The organism is Dickeya poaceiphila, assembly GCF_007858975.2.
In the GTDB taxonomy this organism is placed as follows: Bacteria; Pseudomonadota; Gammaproteobacteria; order Enterobacterales; family Enterobacteriaceae; genus Dickeya; species Dickeya poaceiphila.
The window spans coordinates 1,196,243-1,217,489 of record NZ_CP042220.2 but is presented as its reverse complement, the minus strand read 5'-3'; the positions used below and the strand labels follow the sequence as shown (position 1 = coordinate 1,217,489).

17 protein-coding genes, 1 tRNA gene and 1 pseudogene are annotated in these 21,247 nt (G+C 50.2%); 5 read left to right on the top strand and 14 right to left on the bottom strand.

The window, feature by feature from the left end; translation table 11 throughout:
• Positions 1 to 3: 3 nt before the first annotated feature.
• The 6 genes from gspH to gspC are packed head-to-tail and all read right to left on the bottom strand — an operon-like array spanning position 4 to position 6,726.
• Positions 4 to 543, bottom strand: coding sequence for a type II secretion system minor pseudopilin GspH (gspH, locus tag Dpoa569_RS05320; RefSeq protein WP_042871903.1), 540 nt, complete (start codon positions 541 to 543; stop codon positions 4 to 6).
• Between the two features lie 2 nt (positions 544 to 545).
• Positions 546 to 1,007 (bottom strand): type II secretion system major pseudopilin GspG, encoded by a 462-nt coding sequence (gspG, locus tag Dpoa569_RS05315; protein WP_042871905.1) that lies wholly within the window; start codon positions 1,005 to 1,007, stop codon positions 546 to 548.
• A 33-nt stretch (positions 1,008 to 1,040) separates the two neighbouring features.
• A complete protein-coding gene (gspF, locus tag Dpoa569_RS05310) occupies positions 1,041 to 2,267 on the bottom strand; it encodes a type II secretion system inner membrane protein GspF (RefSeq protein WP_042871907.1) in 1,227 nt (408 codons plus the stop codon).
• 1 nt (position 2,268) lies between these two features.
• Complete coding sequence (gene gspE, locus Dpoa569_RS05305; RefSeq protein ID WP_042871909.1) at positions 2,269 to 3,765, bottom strand: type II secretion system ATPase GspE; 1,497 nt, start codon at positions 3,763 to 3,765, stop codon at positions 2,269 to 2,271.
• Positions 3,762 to 5,906 carry a type II secretion system secretin GspD gene (gene gspD / locus Dpoa569_RS05300; RefSeq protein WP_146411128.1) on the bottom strand — a complete coding sequence of 715 codons (2,145 nt, stop codon included), beginning with the start codon at positions 5,904 to 5,906 and terminating at the stop codon, positions 3,762 to 3,764. Before gspD ends, gspE begins: the two co-directional genes overlap by 4 nt.
• 1 nt (position 5,907) lies before the next feature.
• Complete coding sequence (gspC, locus tag Dpoa569_RS05295; RefSeq protein ID WP_146411125.1) at positions 5,908 to 6,726, bottom strand: type II secretion system protein GspC; 819 nt, start codon at positions 6,724 to 6,726, stop codon at positions 5,908 to 5,910.
• Between the two features lie 1,029 nt (positions 6,727 to 7,755).
• On the opposite strand from gspC, the gene gspB reads away from it, so the two are divergent.
• Positions 7,756 to 8,391, top strand: coding sequence for a type II secretion system assembly factor GspB (gspB, locus tag Dpoa569_RS05290; RefSeq protein WP_146411122.1), 636 nt, complete (start codon positions 7,756 to 7,758; stop codon positions 8,389 to 8,391).
• 67 nt (positions 8,392 to 8,458) lie between these two features.
• Here the strand turns inward: gspB and outS are convergent, their stop codons facing one another.
• Entirely contained in the window at positions 8,459 to 8,863 is a 405-nt protein-coding gene (gene outS, locus Dpoa569_RS05285) for a GspS family T2SS pilot lipoprotein variant OutS (protein ID WP_042871914.1), read from the bottom strand.
• 187 nt (positions 8,864 to 9,050) lie between these two features.
• Entirely contained in the window at positions 9,051 to 10,262 is a 1,212-nt protein-coding gene (gene alaC / locus Dpoa569_RS05280) for an alanine transaminase (RefSeq protein ID WP_042871915.1), read from the bottom strand.
• Positions 10,263 to 10,678: 416 nt separating this feature from the next.
• Between alaC and Dpoa569_RS05275 the strand changes: the two genes are divergently transcribed.
• The gene (locus Dpoa569_RS05275; RefSeq protein WP_042871916.1) at positions 10,679 to 11,551 is read left to right on the top strand and encodes a D-amino-acid transaminase; all 873 of its coding nucleotides are present in this window, start codon (positions 10,679 to 10,681) and stop codon (positions 11,549 to 11,551) included.
• A 118-nt stretch (positions 11,552 to 11,669) separates the two neighbouring features.
• Here Dpoa569_RS05275 and Dpoa569_RS05270 read toward each other — a convergent pair whose 3' ends face one another.
• Complete coding sequence (locus Dpoa569_RS05270; RefSeq protein ID WP_042871918.1) at positions 11,670 to 14,117, bottom strand: DUF3772 domain-containing protein; 2,448 nt, start codon at positions 14,115 to 14,117, stop codon at positions 11,670 to 11,672.
• 333 nt (positions 14,118 to 14,450) lie between these two features.
• Here Dpoa569_RS05270 and Dpoa569_RS05265 point away from each other — a divergent pair.
• Positions 14,451 to 14,527: transfer RNA gene (locus Dpoa569_RS05265), tRNA-Arg, on the top strand.
• A gap of 106 nt (positions 14,528 to 14,633) precedes the next feature.
• Here Dpoa569_RS05265 and Dpoa569_RS05260 read toward each other — a convergent pair.
• Positions 14,634 to 14,732: pseudogene (locus Dpoa569_RS05260) on the bottom strand (transposase); the annotation flags it as partial.
• Between the two features lie 230 nt (positions 14,733 to 14,962).
• On the opposite strand from Dpoa569_RS05260, the gene Dpoa569_RS05255 reads away from it, so the two are divergent.
• Together Dpoa569_RS05255 and Dpoa569_RS05250 are read left to right on the top strand one after the other, a co-directional pair.
• On the top strand, positions 14,963 to 15,544 hold the full coding sequence (locus Dpoa569_RS05255; RefSeq protein ID WP_042871920.1) for a type 2 periplasmic-binding domain-containing protein: 582 nt from the start codon (positions 14,963 to 14,965) through the stop codon (positions 15,542 to 15,544).
• A gap of 45 nt (positions 15,545 to 15,589) precedes the next feature.
• Positions 15,590 to 16,261, top strand: coding sequence for a cupin domain-containing protein (locus Dpoa569_RS05250; RefSeq protein ID WP_042871921.1), 672 nt, complete (start codon positions 15,590 to 15,592; stop codon positions 16,259 to 16,261).
• A gap of 158 nt (positions 16,262 to 16,419) precedes the next feature.
• On the opposite strand, the gene solL is transcribed toward Dpoa569_RS05250, so the two are convergent.
• From solL to solI, 4 genes are all read right to left on the bottom strand, one after another.
• Positions 16,420 to 17,805, bottom strand: coding sequence for a solanimycin export family MATE transporter SolL (gene solL, locus Dpoa569_RS05245; RefSeq protein WP_042871922.1), 1,386 nt, complete (start codon positions 17,803 to 17,805; stop codon positions 16,420 to 16,422).
• A 275-nt stretch (positions 17,806 to 18,080) separates the two neighbouring features.
• Positions 18,081 to 18,623, bottom strand: a complete 543-nt coding sequence (locus tag Dpoa569_RS05240; protein ID WP_050569492.1) for a MaoC family dehydratase — start codon at positions 18,621 to 18,623, stop codon at positions 18,081 to 18,083.
• A gap of 116 nt (positions 18,624 to 18,739) precedes the next feature.
• Positions 18,740 to 19,465, bottom strand: a complete 726-nt coding sequence (gene solJ / locus Dpoa569_RS05235) for a solanimycin biosynthesis MBL-fold hydrolase SolJ (RefSeq protein ID WP_042871924.1) — start codon at positions 19,463 to 19,465, stop codon at positions 18,740 to 18,742.
• 474 nt (positions 19,466 to 19,939) lie between these two features.
• Positions 19,940 to 21,220, bottom strand: a complete 1,281-nt coding sequence (gene solI / locus Dpoa569_RS05230) for a solanimycin biosynthesis cytochrome P450 SolI (RefSeq protein WP_042874030.1) — start codon at positions 21,218 to 21,220, stop codon at positions 19,940 to 19,942.
• Positions 21,221 to 21,247 lie beyond the last annotated feature (27 nt).

Here is a 21,247-nt window from a genome sequence, read left to right as displayed (position 1 = left end):
CGCTTACTGCTCCGCTTCCGGCGAGGTGTGTACCTGACCATTGGTATCCACCTGCAGCCAGGCAGAGTTGCTGCCGTTGCGCAAGGTCAGACGAAATGGCGTCACTTCTCCGCCCGGCAGAATCAGAATGTTAGGGTCGCCATTACCCGGCGAAAAACCGGCGCCATCACCCGCAGCCCCCACCTGTGTAGACAGCTCAATTTGAAAGCCATCCGGCAGTTCGCTGGGTGAAGACATGCGGTACGGCTGCCAGGGCACCCAGACATAACGCAAGCGCTGCTGCTCTTGCGGCGAATTCTCCACCACCTGACGCTGCAACAACGCGTATTGCCAGCGGTGAGGCTGCATATAAATGCCCAGAATATGGTCATTCATCTGGCTGTCCTCCACCGCGTATTGCAGTTGTGCCTTGAAGCGGGCTACCTGCCAGCCGCTGTCCTGCTGCTTAGGCGCAGGAATCGCCATCATCACCAGCGTGGCGGCAATGCCGGCCAGCAACACCACCAGCATGATCTCCAGCAGCGTGAACCCCCGCTGGCGCACGATCAGGGGTTCCCGCTACCGTTGCTACCGTTGTTGTGCGCACCGTTGCCGACATTCCAGTTACCGATATCGTCATCGCTATCCGGCATACCATCCGGGCCGTAAGAGAACACATCTATCTTGCCGTGACGGCCAGGGCTGACCAATTGGTATTCCGCACCCCACGGGTCTTGTGGTAAACGGCGAATATACCCATCCTGCGGATAGTTGCGCGGCTCCGGCGGCGTGGTCGGTTTTTTCACCAGCGCTCCCAACCCTTGCTCGGTTGTCGGATAACGGCTGTTATCCAGTTTGTACATATCCAGTGCGCTCTCCAGCGCAACAATGTCGCTGATGGCTTTCTGCTTGTCGGCTTTTTCTTTGTTGCCCATCAGGTTCGGGACAACCAGACTGGCCAGTACGCCAAGAATGACGATGACCACCATGATTTCCAACAGGGTAAAACCTCGCTGACGTTGTTCCATGTTTTCCTTACCTCATTAACGTATCAATTTTCACTACATACTCATCAGGGTATTCAACTGCAGAATCGGCTGGAGGATAGCCAGCACAATAAACAGCACAATGCCAGCCATGCTGACCACCAGCAGTGGCTCGAACAAGCCCAGAGCCAGCGTCATTTGGGCGCTGAATTCGCGGTCCTGGTTATCCGCCGCGCGGGTCAACATGCCATCCAGCTCACCGCTGCGTTCACCGCTGGCGATCATATGGCGCATCATCGGCGGGAACAGCGATGTCTGCTCCAGCGCCTTGTGCAGGCTCACCCCTTCACGCACCGCATCGGTCGCCTGCCCCAGCCGGAAGCGGGCGTAATCGTTGGTCAGCACATCACCGCTGATACGCATCGCCTGCAACAGCGGTACGGCGCTGGAATTAAGAATGCTCAGGGTTCGGGCATAACGGGCGGTATTGAGGCCCCGCGCCACACGCCCGATCACAGGAAGGAACAATAAACGCCGGTGGAAGACAAGACGGTGTTTTTCCTGACGCAATAACACACGACATCCCATTACCGCCAGCACCAGCGCTAAAACCACCCAGGGTCCATAGGCCCTTACCGCATCGCTGGCGCCCATCAGCAGCCGGGTGGAGAGCGGCAGCGCCTGTTTCATGTGGATAAACTGCTCGACTACTTTGGGGACCACGGCAGACAGCAGGATGGACACCACCGAAATCGCCACCAGCGTCAGCACACAGGGATAAATCATCGCCTGCTGAATACGACTGCGCATCTGCTGGCGCTGTTCGGTGTAATCCGCCAGCCGGTTCAGCACCGCATCCAGATGACCGGATGCTTCGCCCGCCGCCACCATGGCGCAATACAGCCGCTCAAAACTGCCGGGGAAATTGCCCATCGCTTCAGCCAGCGAATGCCCTTCCACCACTTTGGCGCGCACCGCTGCCATCAGCGCGCTCAGCTTCGGTTTTTCGCTCTGCTTAGCCACCGCATCCAGCGCCTCTTCCAGCGGCAATGCCGCCGCCACCAGCGTCGCCAACTGACGGGTCAGCAGCGCCAGATCGCTGGCGCTGATACGATGCGAACGGCGTAGCGACAGGGAAAAACCGCTGCGGGGAGCCGCCTCGCCACGCTGTTCCTCAATTTTGACCGGCACCAGCCCTTTTTCACGCAGCAGTTGACGCGCGTGACGGGCAGAGTCCGCCTCCTGCATTCCCTGACTTTTCTTTCCCTGAGCGTTCAATGCCTGATACTGGAACAGCGCCATGTCATTCCTCTTTCGTTACACGTACCACCTCTTCCCAGGAGGTAACGCCCGCCAGTACCTTGTCCAGCCCATCCTGACGAATCGAGACTCGCGTGTCGCCCAGCATCCGAGCGATAGCCAGTTCACTTTCACCACGATGAATAGCGGTACGCACCGTATCGTCGATCAACAACAGCTCATGAATGCCGGTACGGCCACGATAACCGCTATAACCGCATTGTTCGCAACCACCGGGATGATAGAGCGTGGTTCCCACCGCCAGACCGGTCTGTTGCGCCTGTTCGTCGTTGACGCTATAAGGCTGGCGGCATGACGGGCACAATGTGCGCACCAGCCGCTGTGCCAGCACCCCCAGCAGTGACGTGGACAGCAGAAACGGCTCAACGCCCATATCCTGCAAGCGGGACAACGCGCCCAGCGCGCTATTGGTATGCAATGTGGATAACACCAAATGACCGGTCAACGACGCCTGCACCGCGATTTGTGCCGTTTCGCCGTCACGGATTTCCCCTACCAGCACCACGTCCGGGTCCTGACGCAAAATAGCGCGCAAACCACGAGCGAACGTCATGTCTACCTTGGGGTTGACCTGAGTCTGCCCGATACCGTCCAGTTCATATTCAATAGGATCTTCCACCGTCATGATATTGCGTTCGGCGGAATTGAGGCGGCTCAGTGCCGCGTACAGGGTGGTGCTTTTCCCCGAACCGGTAGGACCGGTCACCAGAATAATGCCGTGTGGACGGTGGATGAGCGTATCCAACTGGCGGCGATTGTGTTCAGCCATCCCCAGCGTCTCCAAATCCAGTCGGACGCTGTTTTTATCAAGCAGACGCAGCACCACGCGCTCGCCATAGTTGGATGGCAGGGTCGAGACACGTACATCAATGGCTCGGCCACCGATGCGCAGCGCCATACGTCCATCCTGCGGGACGCGCTTTTCGGCAATATCCAGCTTCGCCATCACTTTGATACGGGATACCAGCAGCGACGCCAGTTGGCGTTGTGGCCGCAAAATTTCCCGTAGCACGCCATCAATACGAAACCGAATCAACAGGTGGCGCTCAAAAGTTTCGATATGGATATCGGATGCTTTGTGCTTGATAGCTTCGGTGAGCATGGCGTTGATAAGCCGAATTATCGGCGCATCATCGTCGGCATCCAGCAAATCGTCGCTGTCCGGCAGTTCTTCGGCCAGCGTGTAGAAATCGATATCGTTGCCGATGTCTTCCATCAGGCGGCGTGCTTCTTCTGAATCACGCTGATAACGCATCACCAGTTGCCGCTCAAACTCTTCCGGGCTGACCTGACTGACCACCAACGCTACCCCGGCGACCCGGCGAGCCTCTAGTAACGCCAGTGCCGAGGTGCCGGGTACACAAACCGCCTCTGCAACTGTCGCCGACTCATCTTGCAGCAACAGAATTTGCTGTGCACGGGCAAACGCAAACGGCAATACAGGTCGCAAGTCAGGCGTGTGGGCGGGCTGAGCGCTCATCGCCCCTCCGGTTGATAAAACGCGGCGATGGATGACTGCACCTGTCGGAAGGTGTAGGTGTTGCCACCGGGTAAGCGCACCGTGTTGCTATCCAGCACGCCGCTGCCTTCACCGCGCTGCTGTTGCTGTTCGTTGTTAAAACTGCGGTATTTACTGATCGATGCATCCTGGAATTGTTTCGGGTCGCGGATGATGGTCGGTCGTAAAAACAGCATCAGATTGCGTTTTTTCACGCTCTGGCTCTTCGAACGGAACAAATTGCCCAGCACCGGAATATCGCCCAATAAAGGCACTTTGCTGTTATTTTCATCGGTGGTTTTATCAAGCAACCCGCCCACCACGACCGTCTCGCCATTGCTCACCATAACTGCGTTATTCACCGTTCGGGTATTAAAGGTCACACCCAGTGAACTGTTGGCGCTGCTATTGCTGTCTGCCACGCTGGACACTTCCTGCTCAATTTGCAGCAACACCGAATCGCCTTCGTTAATCTGCGGTTTGACGCGCAGTTTGATGCCGACGGTCTTACGTTCGACAGTATTAAAAATGTTGTTTCCTGAACCAACCGTGGTTTGCGAGCCGGTCAAGACTGGCACTTCCTGGCCCACATTGAAGGTCGCTTCCATGTTATCCAGCGTCACAATACTTGGCGTCGCCAGCACATCATTTTTACTGTTGCTGGATAGCGCCGTCATCAACATGGCCCAATTGCCACGATAAAAGCCGGCTGTAATACCATTGAAGTTACTGATCGCATTGGCATAGTCTGTTGTCAACGAGCCATCTCTGCGGAACTGTTCGGTTCCGATCACTGCCGTTGAAACCGGGATACCGGTATTGGTGAATTGGGTCATTCCGGCGCGATTGTTGGCCCACTGAATCCCCAGATTCAGGCCATCTGCATCCTGAATTTCAGCAATGATTGCCTCCACCAGCACCTGCGGACGACGAATGTCCAGTTGATTGATCACTTGCTCCAGGTCGCGCATGATATCGGGCGGCGCAGTGATAATCAGCGAATTGGTTTGATCATGGGCGCGAACCGTCACTTCTTTACCCTGAATCATAATCGTGCGGCCACCTGAGCTGCTGGTTGAGCCAAACGCAGACCCAAATCCCATACTGGAACTGGACGACGAGGACGAGCTGCCATAAGCACTGTTAGACGAACTCACGTTACCACTGCTGTTTGAATTGTTGCCCGAACGCGAAGCAGAAGAGGAAGGGGAATGTGATGAATTCGTCGATGATGAATTACGGCTGCCGCTGGTTCCATTACCGGCCAGTACGTCTATCAGATCCAACGCCTTGGCATATTTGAGATAGATAACTTTGGTGCCGCCCTGCACCACTTGCTTGCGATCTAACTGGCGGATCATTTCTACTGCGCGCTGGCGGGCATTTTCTTCACCGCTCACCACCACCGAGTTGGTGCGGCTATCCGCCACCACGTTGGCCAGCATAGTGCTGGGCAACGCGTTTTTCTCATCGCTCTTGCTGAGATCGTTCACCAGCTTGGCAACATCTTCTGCCGACGCATAGGTTAACGGGACGGTAATCATTTCACGATCACCGGTTTTATCCACGGTATTGACAATATCCACCAGCCGTTTGATCACCGCAGCACGCCCGGTCATCAACAACACGTTGGACGGTTCATAATGCACGACAGTACCGGCGCCGGCGTTATCGTTGAGTTGCCGCAGCAATGGCGCCAGATCACGTGCCGCCACATTATTGAGCGGCACGACTCTGGTGACCAATTCATCGCCGATGCCAGGCCGTTCGTTATTGGCAAGCGGAATGGAAGACGATTTAGCATCTTTGGAACGGATGACTTTCAATACGCCGTTATCCATCGGCACCACAGAAAAGCCATAGACATCCAGCACGCTAAGGAAGAACTGGTAGTACTGATCTTCGTTCATCATGTCATAGCTGCGTACGCTGATGGTGCCGCGAACCGTCGGATCAATAATCACCGTTTTGTTCAGGTTTTTGCTGACTGTATTGATGAATTCCTGAATATCGGTTCCTTTAAAACTGGCTGAAAACTCAGCGGCCCAGCCACACGGCGAACCAAGCAGGAGAACGGTTAACCCCAGCCACCCCCAGCTTTTTTTTATTCCTTTGCTAAACACGTTACTCGTCTCCACCTAATTCCATATAAATATCCTGACGCTGACCATCGCGTTCCACCGTCAGGGTAAAGTTATGCACATCCGCCATACGCTCCATGGCTTTTTTAGCTTGTTCCTCGTCACGCAAATCCAACCCGTTTAGGGCAACAGCCATATCATTATCCTGAAGCCCGACGCGGTAGAACGAATCGCTTTTCGGTCCCGGACTCAACCGATACCCTTGCAACTTGCTGCCGTTCATAGCCGGGGAGAAAGAGACATAATCGCTCATGGCGGTAGAAGCGCGTTGCTGAAGTTGCTCAGTGACCTGAGCACCGACTACGCCGTCCGGATTGGTTTCTTCCTGACCGTATAATCCCAACACTTCATAACGCCCCTGATACTGCAGCACGACTTTATCTGGCTGGATCGACACAATCCGGGCGTTATAACCGGGAACCTCTTCATTCACGCCACGGCTAAACTGCTCACCACCCTGGCTGATGATGGCAATAGAACGCGAAGCATCACTGCCGGCCATGACACCGGTGAGGGAAAGATTCAGCGTAGAAGGTGGTAAATTGCCCATTTGCGACGCATCCAGCGTACCCGCTTTGCTTTTTTCGGGAGAAACGCCGAATAACGTGAAGTCATTCAGGGTGACTGGTTGCTGCTTAGCCTGCGCCGGGATGATCTGCACACTGGCAACCGGTGTACTGTTCGGTAAACCAATACGCCAGAAAATCATGGCCAATTGCTGACAAAAGAGCAGCATCAGCAGATAAAATAAAATCCGTCTGATAACAGACGGCGATAACGGTGGCAGTTTCGAGATACTCATCTGCAAACATTTCCCTTGTGTTCGCCGATTATCCTTGTCACTTCGTAACGTGGAATAAGGGCCATACGGCACGATTTTTGAAGAAACCCTTGTCTAAAAACCGTACCTTCTGCATTTATGCCGTATTGATGTGGTACCAGCTATATAAATCGCCCAGCAATCGAACTCAGGATAACCTGGGTGAATGGCAAGGTAATTATTCCGGTTTGAAATTATTATTTTTTCCTGTTCTCTGGATAACCGCGCCCTATGTAACCGATAACGCTCGTCTGTCGCTGAATCAGGAACAGGCCTATACCCATCATACTTCAAGTTGCAGGTGCGTTGGCTTTATTACCCCGTTGCCGCGTGACAAGGCTCTAATGAACCTTGCCCTAACGGGCCAACGCGTTGCGTTGTTCAACATGCGAGCGTGTTGTCCTGCAACTCGAATTATTTAGGGTATATATTCTACGCCGCATAAAATCGAACATTATTTACACTTTCACGCACTCATTCCATTAAGCAGCTAAATATTACCTAATAACGCAGAAAATAAAATAACCTTGCAACACATTGAATACGTAATATTGCCGACACGCGCATCCCAGGGTGGCGTCATCCTTTTATTTTGACACCCGGTTATCGATGCTGAAGATAAGGACGATAGCAATCTGAGCTGTGGACACATTAACCGTTCATAACCACACAGTAATCAGCAAGTGTTATTAGTTACTTCGCCACGGGTTCATTATCTGCATTGTCTGCGCCACTGTCGTCCATCCGGTGAAATCAACAAAACGAAACAGCAATGACATGATAGTAAAACACTGTTTCATTAACACACGTTTCAGGATTTTTTTTTGCGACCAGCCTCAAACTTTTACTGGTATTAGTGATCATCGTAATAAAACATCGCCGAAATGACATTCAGGTCACATAAATGGGATAATACATTGATTATTCCTTTATCATTCCCTGAAGAATAAGGCATTCGCGCCAGGGTGTGTTCACAAAAAGCGTCAGATTGCATAACGTTTGAGGTAAAACGTGAAAAATACACCGCAAGTGTCATTATCGTCTCAGGCAGGTTACCGTATTCCCGGTCATGTGCTGGCTGTCTACGCACTGCTGCTGTTTTCGCTGGGCTGGCTTGCTCATCAACATTGGGCAGATGTCAGTTCTCCTCCCGCTCCTGTCGATGCGATTGCCGCTTCGCCACCCACTCCTGTAACGACGACAACTGCGGCACACGAAAAACCCATCAACATGACGGCTCCACCGGCAACTAAGACACTCACGGAAAGCCAGGAAGCCGCAGCGGCATCATCAGATATCGCCGTCGCAATAGAAAAGTCGCAAAAAGCGCCGTCAGGCTGGCAAAAAGCCAAATCCGGCGAACTGCCCTATATCGCCTTTAGCGCACATGTCTATACGTCCACACCAGACAAACGCAGCGTCACACTGAACGGTGAGCGTTATCAGGAAGGAGATAGCCCGTATCAGGGGCTGGTGATCGAGCAGATTGAACAGGATATGGTGATCTTCAGCTTCAATGGTGAGCCGTTCATTCTTGATTCATTACAGGATTGGCCAGGTGGAAAACCGGGAACCGGTGTCGTAGAAGGGAATATGCCAAAAACTACCGCCAAACCAGAAAAAACCGTCATAACCACGAAAAAGTAATACAGCAACTGCCAGATATGCAGTTGCTTCCATCTCTCAGTGAACGACCATTCAGTGAATGGCCATCTCAGCGAACGGCGCGCATAGTGTCAAGAAACGGCGTCATGGAGCGGTTGAACGAGGAGCATTGTGAATTCCTGGGCGTGCCATCCTTCAACAACCCCTGATACAGATTCTCACTCAATTGCGGTAACGACTGATAACGCGTCGTGTCCCAGCCTTTTTGCGCAGCCACCTTCACCGCCGTTTTCAGCATGACGCTGTCATCCGGCAAATCGCTGCGCTCACACTGCATCCGAAGATATTTGCTGGCCGCAACTAATGATGCCAACTGGTTGAGTTGTTCATTGACCGGCACGCTGGTGGTGCTGCGGGAGGAAGTGGTATTTTTCACCGGCGCTGACGTCTGACAGGCCGACAGACTCAGGCAACAGACACCCAAAAGAACGACGTTTAATGAAGATAAATGCATGAATCGACTCTTCTTATTGATTAAGTTCCATCTATGGAAGGCCCAACCTGGGCACCCTTTTAGCAAAGCATTATCCCTTTGTCGCCACAAGTAGCGACAAAGGGCAGCGTGATCACACTATCAGAAAAACATGACTCCCCGTCTACCCGGAAGACTTAGAGCCTATTCTATTAGAACCTATTGGCTATTATTTGCCAGATAACACGCCATCAGCCCGAAACATGGCTTTGATACCGCGTACCGCCTGACGAATACGGTCCTGATTTTCGATCAATGCAAAACGCACATGCGTGTCGCCGTAATCGCCAAAGCCAATACCGGGAGAGACACAGACTTTCGCCTCCGCCAACAGACGCTTTGCGAACTCCAGCGACCCCAAGTGTGCATAGGCATCCGGAATTTTCGCCCACACGTACATTGACGCCTTCGGCTCATCCACCAGCCAGCCAGCTTCATGCAGCCCTCGCACCAGGACATTACGGCGCTGGCGATACTGCTCGGCAATATCGCGCACACACTGCTGATCACCTTCCAGTGCCGCAATCGCCGCTACCTGCAACGGCGTGAACGTACCATAGTCGTGATAACTTTTGATGCGCGCCAGTGCGCTCACCAATTCCGGGTTACCCACCATAAAGCCAATACGCCAGCCCGCCATGTTGTAGCTCTTGGACAGCGTAAAGAACTCTACTGCGATCTCTTTAGCACCGGGAACCTGCATGATCGACGGTGCTTTCCAGCCATCGTAGACGATATCGGCATATGCCAGATCATGGACCACCAACACGCCATACTGCTTAGCCAGCGCTACGACGCGCTCGAAAAAATCCAGCTCGACACACTGTGCAGTCGGGTTTGATGGAAAACCCAGAATCATCATCTTCGGTTTTGGAATGCTCTCGCGGATCGCCCGCTCCAGCTCGTTGAAGAAATCAACGCCGTCGATCAACGGCACCGAACGCACCTGCGCGCCGGCAATCACCGCACCATAGATGTGGATAGGATAACTGGGATTAGGCACTAACACCGTGTCACCGTGATCAAGTGTCGCCAGCATCAAATGCGCCAGCCCCTCTTTCGAACCAATGGTGACAATCGCTTCGTTTTCCGGGTCAATCTCTACCTGATATCTATCGGCATACCAACGGGAAATCGCCCGGCGCAATCGGGGAATACCGCGCGATGTGGAATAACCGTGGGTGTCTTCACGCTGGGCTACCGTACACAGCTTCTCGACAATATGCGGCGGTGTGGGACCATCTGGATTGCCCATGCTGAAATCAATAATGTCCTCGCCCCGACGACGGGCAGCCATTTTTAATTCAGCGGTAATATTAAAAACATAAGGAGGGAGACGATCAATGCGCGCAAAACGGCGCGGGGAATTAGAATCAGCCATAATATCCTCAGAATAACGTGAGCGCCCGGACCGTCCGAGCGACGCCTGGCCTGTGCAACGGGCCGTTATTCACCCTATCGGAGTTAGCTGGTGCTGTCGATAGTGCACTGATTATTTTTTACCAATCGTTTTGCGCCTTGCCAGTCGGTTTTCAAGGGTAATGACTGTCGGTATCTTCACAGATCGTTTTCCTATGAAAGACCGTAGCAACACGCTTTCACCCACACGGGGAAATCAGTATCTTTATGCGCGATTACGACGTGCGATACGCTTTGCCCCTAATGCCTTTGACTGCTGCCGGCAGAACTGCCCGTCTGATTCCTGAATTTTTTCTCCGCATGTCTGAAGCCGTCGCATCTCATCAATACGGCGCTGTGACATGGTTTTTATGTCCGACATCATTAAGGAGTGTTGTCATGCAGCGAATAGTTTATGTTGATGGCCATTATCTGCCGGAATCCCAGGCCACCATTTCAGTGTTCGACCGCGGGTTTCTGTTTGCCGATGCCGTATATGAAGTGACGTCTGTTATTAACGGCGGCCTGATCGATCTGGATGCCCATCTGGCGCGACTACAGCGCTCCTGCCGCGAACTCTCTTTGTCGCTACCGGTGTCGAATGATGACCTCAAAGCCATCCACCGGCAACTGATTGAACAAAACACCCTGCAGGAAGGCTCGATTTACCTTCAGCTCAGCCGTGGCAACGGTGGTGATCGCGATTTCTACTTTCCATCAGCCGATGTCAAACCTACGCTAGTCCTGTTCACTCAGGCTCGCCCGATTATTGCTCATCCCAAAGCAGAAACCGGGTTGTCAGTGGTCACCTGTCCAGATATCCGCTGGCACCGCCGCGATATCAAAACCGTCAGTTTATTGGCAGCCTGTATGGCTAAAGAATACGCACATGCCCGTCACGCAGACGATGCCCTGTTAGTCGAAAACGGTTTCATCACCGAAGGCACCTCCTGCAATGGTTACATCGTGCTGGAAAACGATACCGTAGTTACCCGTCCGCTGAGCCACGATATCCTGCACGGCATCACTCGTCAGTCGCTGCTGGCATTGGCGGAACAACAACAGATTTCAGTAGAAGAGCGCCCCTTCACGCCAGAAGAAGCCTGGCAGGCACGGGAAATATTTATCACCTCAGCCACGTCATTGGTGCTGCCGGTTGTGAAAATCGATGGTCGTCAGGTGGGTGACGGCAAACCAGGACCTATCACTCGCCGTCTGCGTGACATCTACATCGACATGGCTCACGCTCAGACACGCACGCCATTACGTTAACGGCCTCACCACGTTGCAGACCGGCTCCCCGATGAACGATAAAAGCCGGTCTGTTTTCTGCATCGCAGCACTTGTTCCACGACAATCGCCACGTATTACTACTATTTGGGTAACGTATCTATTTGTTGGGTAACGCATCTATTGGTTGTAGCGCGGAAATATCGATGTTGCTTTCCAGCACCATTTTTTGCGGCACGGCCAGCGGAATATTTTCTGCTCTCAGGCGCTTGATGATATCGAACAACAGATCGCTCTTAGCCGACGCCACCACTCGCGGACTGCTTACATAACCGGTCACGCTAAGCACCATGCCGTTTGGCGTCAGTTGGCTGAACATCACCGACGGTGCTGGCGCTTCCAGAATTTTTTCATGCTCATCGTAGGCATTCAGCAGAATGTTTCTGACCATTTCCGGATCAATATCCAGCGGGAAGGTCAATGCCAGTGTTGCCACCCCTTGTGGGTTACCCATCGTAATGTTGCGCACATTCTGCGAAATGAACTGGGAGTTAGGCACAATCACAGTAGAGCGGTCTCCTAACTGAATTTCCGTAGCACGCACATTGATACGGCGAATGTCCCCTTCCACCCCACTGATGTTGACCAGGTCGCCCACTTTGACGGGTCTCTCCGTCAGCAAAATCAACCCGGAAATGAAGTTCTTCACGATTTCCTGCAAGCCAAACCCGATCCCAACCGACAGGGCACTGACAATCCACGCCAGTTTGCTCCACTCGATCCCCAGCGTCGCCAACGTCAGTAAAATAATCAGGATGTAGCCGATATTGGAATACAAGGTCACCAAAGAGGCTTTAATACCGGCGTCCAGCATCGTTTTCGGGAAGAATTTGTGTTCCAGCCAGCGGCGAGACTCACGCAAACTATAAATACCTACCACCAGCAAGATGACGGCATTGACCAGATGAGCAGGCACAATGCTGATGGATTCCAGACCTTTCCCGCCCCAGATTTCTGCTACTTTCTGCACCAATTCAACCGGCGTGGTGGAACCGAATGTACCATTCAGCAATGCTACAACAGCCATGAAAATCAGCAGGACTTTCAACGCAGCGGACAAAACCGTCGCCACCTGATCCAGATGACGATCATCCAGATTCAGCGTGCGCTTTATCTGTCGGCCACAGGCGAATTCAGGTGAAAACAGGCTTTCGCACACATCCTCCACAAAGGTGGTCGATAGATACAGCAGGGATAACACCATGCCAACCCACACCAGTTCGTACGTCAGAAAGCTCGCCAGCGAGATATAGCCAATCAGCAGCGCCACCAGTACCGAAATCGTAGTCAACAGAACGGCCAGATGAATCAACCCCGCCAGTGTTGAACGGGCTTCAGGCGTTTCACCCGCCTCCACCATACGCCGGCGAACCTGATCGCTGCGCAGGGCTATCGCCCCGGATGTCAGAGCCAAAAACAGTGACGATAATCCGCTACCTACTATTGTCACCCCCACAGAAATACCGCTGACGGTATTGATCTGTTCAATGACGCCAAAAATGACAATAAAGCTGGTAACCGCTACCGAGAAAGGCTTCATCGCTTTCGCCACCGGGTTCGCAATCGCCGGTAACCGCCACGATGGGCGTTCATTAGAAAGAAAGGCTCGTCCGACTCCAGAAATCATGGAGCAGAACACAACCAGCCGCACCAGCCCATCCATAAAACCTTCAGCGCGGTCAGTCACATCGCCATGACGGGTGAAGACATAATCCACTAACAGGATCGCACACCCCATCATCAGCACAGTAGAAAACACCACGGCGATAGCCAGGAAGCTGCGTCGCAGACGCCCCTTTGGCAGCAGGTGAATGCCTGCAAGCGCCAGATATTTCTCCAGCAGCTTCCGCCCTGCCGTACCCAGTGCCACCGCCAGCAACAGGAAAAACGCCGAACCATAACGCCATTCAGGTTGCCAGGCTTCAATAAACGACGCCTTAAGGTCGTCTTTCAAATCCGATAACCGCTCAATATCTTCCTGTACCGGCTTGATAATAGGTGACCAAAAATGGCTGCCAAGAATACTGCCGGAGTTAAGCGCCAACTGGTTCTTCAGTAGATTACGACGCAATGCCAGAATCTGCGTAGACAGGTTCTCAGCGCCGGTTTTTATCGCCTGCACCTGGTTGAACTGCGAATCCAGTTTCTGCTTTTGTTGATTGAGCGTGGCACGTTTACGTGTAACTTCTGCGGTTTCGCTCACAGCAGCCTGGGGCTGTGGCGCGGGTCCCAGTACGTCCAGTTGAGCTTGCAACTGCGCACGCATCGGCGTCAGAACACCGACAAGCTTATCCGCACTGGCAACCAGTTCCCGCGTGGTATCATTTAGTGCGTTGAGTTTGGCGTCGGCATTAGCGCCGGAAACCTGCTGTTTGATACCGTCCAGCTGTTTTTGCAGCTTCACCAGTTCGGTATCCACATTCACCTTTTCCGTGGTTTCGCCCTGCCCATCAGGCGCAGGGTCCGTCGCCGCAACACTTACCGAGCTGAAGGCAAACAGCGCCATCAGCAATATACCCCCGTACACTCCAACCAGACCTTTACGCATCACTCAATGTGCCCTTGCCCTTGATACGGTAGTCAGCCAACACAGCAATCTCTCTGCGCAGGTTGCCTATTAATAAGCCTACAGGGCTACCTGCAGGCGAGATGGTTAATAACTTACTCAGCAATGGAAGTAAAACTCAAACAGATATCGCCGAAACTGCTCAGATTGCGAATCCGCATCCAATATGCCGGTGTTATTTGCCGTCATAGCAAGGGACAATACGATGGTTGTTCAGGGATTCGCCGACCGGTCCGAATCACGCGCCAATTCATTGACTCATCAGTGATGCCGGGTATAATCCAGCCCACATCGCCAAGCGTTACCCTATTCAAGGCGCCCTTAGCTCAGCTGGATAGAGCAACGGCCTTCTAAGCCGTAGGTCACAGGTTCGAATCCTGTAGGGCGTACCATCTCGAAGTAAACAGACATCAACCGACGTCTGTTTTATTCCTTAAAATCATAATATTAACCTCAAATATTCGTTTTTCACTCCATCGAACTCTACCGACATCAACCTATCCCTGCTTCGCGGCAGACATCCTTGACGATATGGCCGGTTTCAACGAACTTGAGAACGGCAATAATCTGGTGCTCAGTAAATCGAGCTTTGCGCATAGCGAGCTCCTCAAAGGGACATAATCAGCATGTCGCAAGATCTCTAGAAATGAATACATCAGCTTACAGGGACGTTTACAATTACAAATAATAAATTACAACTGCAAGCCTTAATTAATTGTTAAAATCGCCTTACTGATTAAATGGACTATCAGTAGTAATTATACGTTCAGACCGTTAGGTTTATGAATTATTATTACATTATTGTTACATGAAAGGAATCTATCATCATGATTATTGTAAGTGATCGTGTTAATAGCATCCGTGATTCACACATCCGCCTTGGTACACTCGGCCCAGAAGGAACCAGTAGTGAATACGTAGCTAAAAAATTCATAAAAAATCATTTAGACAGCAATAATACAGAATGTGAAATAAAATTATATAACACATTCGAAGAAGCCAGAGAAAAACTCCTTGATGGTTCAATAAATTATATACTCTGCCCTCATGCTTATAAAAAAATAAACGATTTTTATATGAGCCCTCTCATCTCTCTGATAGAGATATTTCAATGTGATACACCTATGTATGGTGTAGCAGTAAGGCAAGACTATTCATTTGAAAATAAAGATCTTGAAGAACAAGTCATCGTGAGCCATTCAGCACCTCTGGAATTAGTAACTAATTACCTGGGGAAAAAAGCAAATTTCCATATAGTAAACTCAACAAGCAAGGCTGCTGAATTGGTTTCTAATGGCGATTTCAACTTAGCTATCACAAATGAAGAAGCTGTGAAAAAATTTGGTCTGAGATTTGTGTATGAGTTTAAGAGAATTTCAATGAGTTGGTCACTTTTCGGCAGAGTATGAATTCGCCACCATTTATTAACTAATATACTAAAAGGGATTTTGTATATGAAAAAAGAATTTTTTCCGCAAGCAACCCTGATTGAATGGGAAAATGGTGTCCGCCAGTATAGTACAAGCCGTGGCGATACCGAAATTTTAATTAGCTATATCCCACCAAAGACTATTGTAAAAGCCCATGGTCATCACCAGGCCCAAATCGGTATGATCCTCAAAGGTGAGCTTTACATGGAGGTTGGCGGCGAATCCAGAGTTATGACGCCCCTGGAATCCATTTATGTTTCACCACCAAATATATTGCATGGTGGTGAAAACAAGACCGATGAGGAAGTTATTGCGATTGATATTAAAAGATTCAAAAAAGGTGAGGATTACTCTTTAGAAAATCGGTTTTTTAAAACTATACATAAAGAAGAAAAATTAATGAACGTCATGGATGTTCAATTCTTCCATGCTAATTGGGCAGAGATAATGCTAGTCGACATACCTTGTAACGGAGGAATGATGCCCAAGCACAGACATAAGCATGAGCAAATAGGGATCTGTATTGGTGGAGAATATGACATGACCATAGAAGATGTTAATACGACCATGAAATTTGGAAAATCATATTTTTGCCTGGAAAATGAGTTTCATAGCGCCATAAACAATAGAAATGAAAATTCGAAGTTAATTAATATTTTTATCCCTCCACGTTATAACAAAGAAGAAACAGAATGAATGATCGTTGCTGCCCAGAACGCATGATACGTAAACGCCTGATGTCATAAGCACCAGAAAGCTGTCTGATGAGAAAATCAGAGAAGATTTCTGATGCTTAAATATCTGCCTGATACCAATTCAGGCGCATAAAGAACAAGCCACAGGTAGATACGTGGTTAATGCGCATCCGGTAAGGATTTAGCGTTTTTCCAATCAAGCCGTTCAAACAAAATAAGCGTCATAGCGGCTACTACCAGATTTGTAATCGGGAATGCCCACCACAGGCCAAAAATACCTAGCGAGGTATAGTTCGATAATCCCCATGCCAGCGGGATCTGAATCAGCCATTGAGAAACCAGCGCCAGTATCATCGTTGTCATGGTACGTCCGATTGCACGAAAAGCCCCATTTAATGCCATCTGCAATCCAATTAATCCATAGCTTGGCGCGATAAGATGAAAGAAATTCGATCCGTGATAAATAACCTGAGGTTGGTCAGGGGCAAATGTTCCAATAATATAAGGCGTAAACACCAGCCCTATCAGGCCAATCATGGTGAGCGTTAAAAATGAAATGGTTGCGCTCAAGCGACCAATAGCACGTGCACGCTCAAACTGTCTGGCGCCAAAATTTTGCCCAACAAGTGTTGCCGTAGCAATTGACATACCGATAGCCGGTACAATAACCAGCGCGTTAATATTAATGACGACGCCGTAAGCGGCTGTGACCACAGTTCCTAGTCCAGTAACCAGAAACATCATAACACTTGCGCTTAATGCATGAGTGCACAGTTCAATTGACGCAGGCATACCCAGCTTGATAACAGATTTAACCATATCAACTCTGGGCTTCATCGCACGAAAATATATCTTAAGGCCAACACGACCAAGGCGTAACACCAGCAGCCCTGCGACCATTGCGATGCCCTGATTAATCAGAGTGGCAAGACCCGCGCCCATGACGCCAAATGCGGGAATAATCCCATAACCAAAGATAAATAGCGGGTCCATGATGGCGTTAAGAATCAGCGTGCCCAACGTTATCAATAATGGAATACGCACTTCACCCGCGCCTCTCATCAAAGATTGCAGCATGACAAAACCAAAGGTAAACATTTGACCACCGAGGAGCACACGCAAAAAGCCAAGGGCATCAGGAAAGACGTCTTCCGGAGTGCCCAGCACGTGCAACATCCAGGGGGCAAGAAAATACCCCGCCACCGAGATAGGTATTGCAAATAACAATGCCAGCATGAATACCTGGGCTGCAATATCATTTGCCTGCCCATGCTGGCGAGCGCCGATACACTGCGCGACTAATGTTGTTCCCGCTATGCTCAAGCCCAACCCGAAAGCAAAAGCAAGAAAAATGATGGGCTGACTTACCGATATCGCCGCCACGGCCTTCTCACCCAAACGCCCCACCCAGAACGCATCAACCATGATGTATCCTGACTGTAAAAGATTGGCCAAAATAACGGGAACACCTATTTTGACCAGTGAGTGTAATATTGAACCTTGCAACAAGGTATTTGATGTTTGATTAGCGAGTTCAGAAGACAAGAATTAATCCCTTAATATAAGTGGTTATATATCCTAAATAATTCGCGTTTCAGAACAAAGCGCATTGCATGTTGAATAATGCAACTCCTTGCTCCTTCAGAGCAAGGCTCATTATAAGCCTTGCAATGCGGCCACTGAGCCATTCCCCGGTAGCTTATTCAAATCAGTCACCGGAGTGAGGCAAAGCAGCCAACGGACCTCAGCCTGAAATATGACGGGTATAAAATATGCATAATTGGCTCATTCCACCATGCAACTTGATTACGTCATCATGATCAAGCCCCCCCAGGTAAGCTACTCTCCCGGAAGATAAGTAGCTTGCCGAGCAACTCCTGCCGAATTCTATTATCCTGACCGATAGTGGAAATATGAATACTCATTAGTGCCCTGTCCGGTTTGGCGGGTGAGATATCTATTTCGGTAATCTTTGCTTTTATTCGTAAAACATCACCAGGTCGTGTAGGACGAAGCCAGGTAATCTTCTCAACACCTTTCCCGATGATACCATGTGCCAGAGGTAAGCTTTTCACCAGCAGAGTCATAGTGATACTTACTGTATGCCAGCCACTCGCCGCCAGCCCTCTGAAGAGGGAATCTTTTGCCAGTTTATCGTCCATATGAAAAGGTTGCGGGTCATATTTCATCGAAAATTCGATTATTTCTTCCGCACTGACATAATACTCTGGGCTATAAAAAACCTGGCCGATTTTAAGGTCATCCAGATATAATTTGGATAGCGTTATGTCCCTTATTTCACTTCCTATAGAGTATTCTTCAGCACTATTCAAATAGCCGATTGAATAATTTTCATCTTGCATATTCACGAGCCTCCCTTTCCAGCATGAACATATCCGCCGGATGCTCACAGTTCACTACTCCAATAAACTGTGTCTTCCATTCGCAACCGTCGGTTAAAATTAGCGACATTACTCGTCTATGAAAAGGCCATCCAACCGGTTTTATTTTGGCCTTGTCTCATCCGAAATTTTGTAAAAATGTCTGCATTATCAAACGATAAATAAACGTTATAACGAAATATCTGCTCAAACATTAAACCGGGCTGATGCACATAACTGTGACCGGGATAAATACGAACCTGTCCAGGTAAAATCGCCTTGAGACGTTCAATACTCGAAAACAAATTTGCAGCAGCTGTATTATTGGAACACAGCCCACATCCCTCTATGAATAGCGTATCGCCAGTAAATAGGTGCTGACCGATCCAATAACACGTACTTCCCGGCGTATGGCCCGGCGTAATTATTGGACGAATCAACATTCCTGCTGTTTCCCAGGAACGCTCTTCAAACGCACGCATAGAGGAAATAGTAAAACCCGAAGACTCCACCTCCTTACGTGATATCCACACCGGGCAATGATGTTTATCTGCCAGACACTCAGCAAGATCAATATGGTCAGGATGAGCATGAGTTATCAGTATTCCCGCCAGATCTGCATTGGCATTCTTCAGCATGGCTTCCAGTGTGTCTATTTCCCATGCCGGATCAATCAACAACGCCTGGCCCAGGCGACGGTTAAGCACCATATAGTTGTTATTAATAAAGCGACCACGACTGACTTTTAACGTCGTCACCGCAATATCGTCTGATGAAGTCGTGCGTATTAACGACGACGACACCTTCTTATTTTCCAGCCACATCGCACTTACTCCGAACCGTCAATCGTACAGAACCTCATTCCCCAACCGGGAATGAACACCAGGCATCGTTGTGTTCAAGAACCTCCAATACGTCAACTCGAACACCGGAGGTGTTATGCTGATATCACCGAACCTATTTCCGGTTAATGTAATAGTTTTCTCTAACCGTTAACGACGGAATTGAACGCGATGGCGTCAAAGGCGCAAAATAAACCGTCATCACAGGAATATCGAATTTCTCACCGATGGATTCGCCAGTGGAACAACCTGATTCACCGCGGTGATCAAGCGGCTATTTCTAGCCGCTTCAATTGTCTGTGCCTGTTTGCCCCAAAGAGACATCAATTAACTGACGACTCCCGACATTTTTTTCACGCCCTTGCAGGACAAATCCCCATCCATCAATTCTTGTTCAACCACTCTCGTCTCTGGAAGCGACAGTGATATTTCAGCACGCTTTCCACCCTCTAAGACTTACTCTTTAGGAATGATGACTTTCATGCTCTCAAAGCCATGTAAAAAGTTAGAGTAAATACGTTCCGGCTCTTCAAGCACCTCGATTTTGGAAAAACGCTTGAGAATTTCTTCCCAGACAATCGCCAGTTGCATTTCGGCAAGCCGACTGCCAAGACAGGTATGGATACCCACACCGAAGGAGAGATGCCGGCGGGCACGCTCACGGTCAATGTTGAAAACTTCAGGCTCTTCAATTGCCGAGGCATCGTGGTTGCCAGACGCATACCACATGACGACACGGTCACCTTCCTTGATGGTTTTGCCACGCAGTTCAATATCGCGGTTGGCAACACGGCTCATAAAGTTGACTGGGGGATGAAAACGCAGCGTTTCCGATACCATCGGCATCACCAGTTCAGGATTAGCCTTCAGCTTGGCAAATTCCTCAGGGTATTTATCCAGCAAGTACAGGCTGCTTGAAATGGTATTACGTGTCGTATCGTTACCACCGATAATCAGCAGCACGATGGTGCCGCGATACTGCTCCAGGGTCATCTCGCAGGTATCAGGGTGATGCGCCAGCATGGAAATAAGGTCATAGCCTGGCTGCGCATTACGACGTTTTTCCCACAGTTCTTCAAACACCTGATAGCATTTGATGGTCTCTTCCGCCTTCTGCTCCCAACTGGTCACCGGGCCATGTCCCGGCTCGAACATCAGCAGGTCAGACCAATACGTCAACTTACGGCGCTCTTCAAAAGGAAAATCAAGCAGCGTTGCCAGCACCGTTGCCGTCATCTCTTTGGAAACCCGATCCACCCAGTCAAAGGGTTCGCCAATCGGCAAGGCGTCGAGAATAACTCCCGCACGCTCACGCATGATCGGTGCCATTTTCGACAGATTGGAAGGCGCTACCGCCGGTGCTACCGCCTTGCGGTGTTTGGTGTGCTCAGGCGGGTCCATCGTAATGAAACCCACGTTCTTGCGCCGTTCATGGCCGAGCGCCTGCATGGCCTCTTCGAGTCTGTTCTTCTCTTCAATCGATTTCAGATCGATATTTTGAGTAGAGGTGAAATCGCGGTGATTGGTTCCAACCGCACGGATATCGTCCCACAATGTAATTGACCAATAAGGCCCAAACTCGCTTTCCGGTGTGAAATGCACCGGGTCTTCACGTCTGAGACGCTCGAACACCGGCAATTCAGTCGCATTCACGAAACGATCCCGACGCGCAGGGTTCAATTTCTCCAATGGGATAGCATTAACATCTTCAACAACATCCTGTAATTGTTTAGTCATTTTCATCCACTCATTACGTTTTTAAAG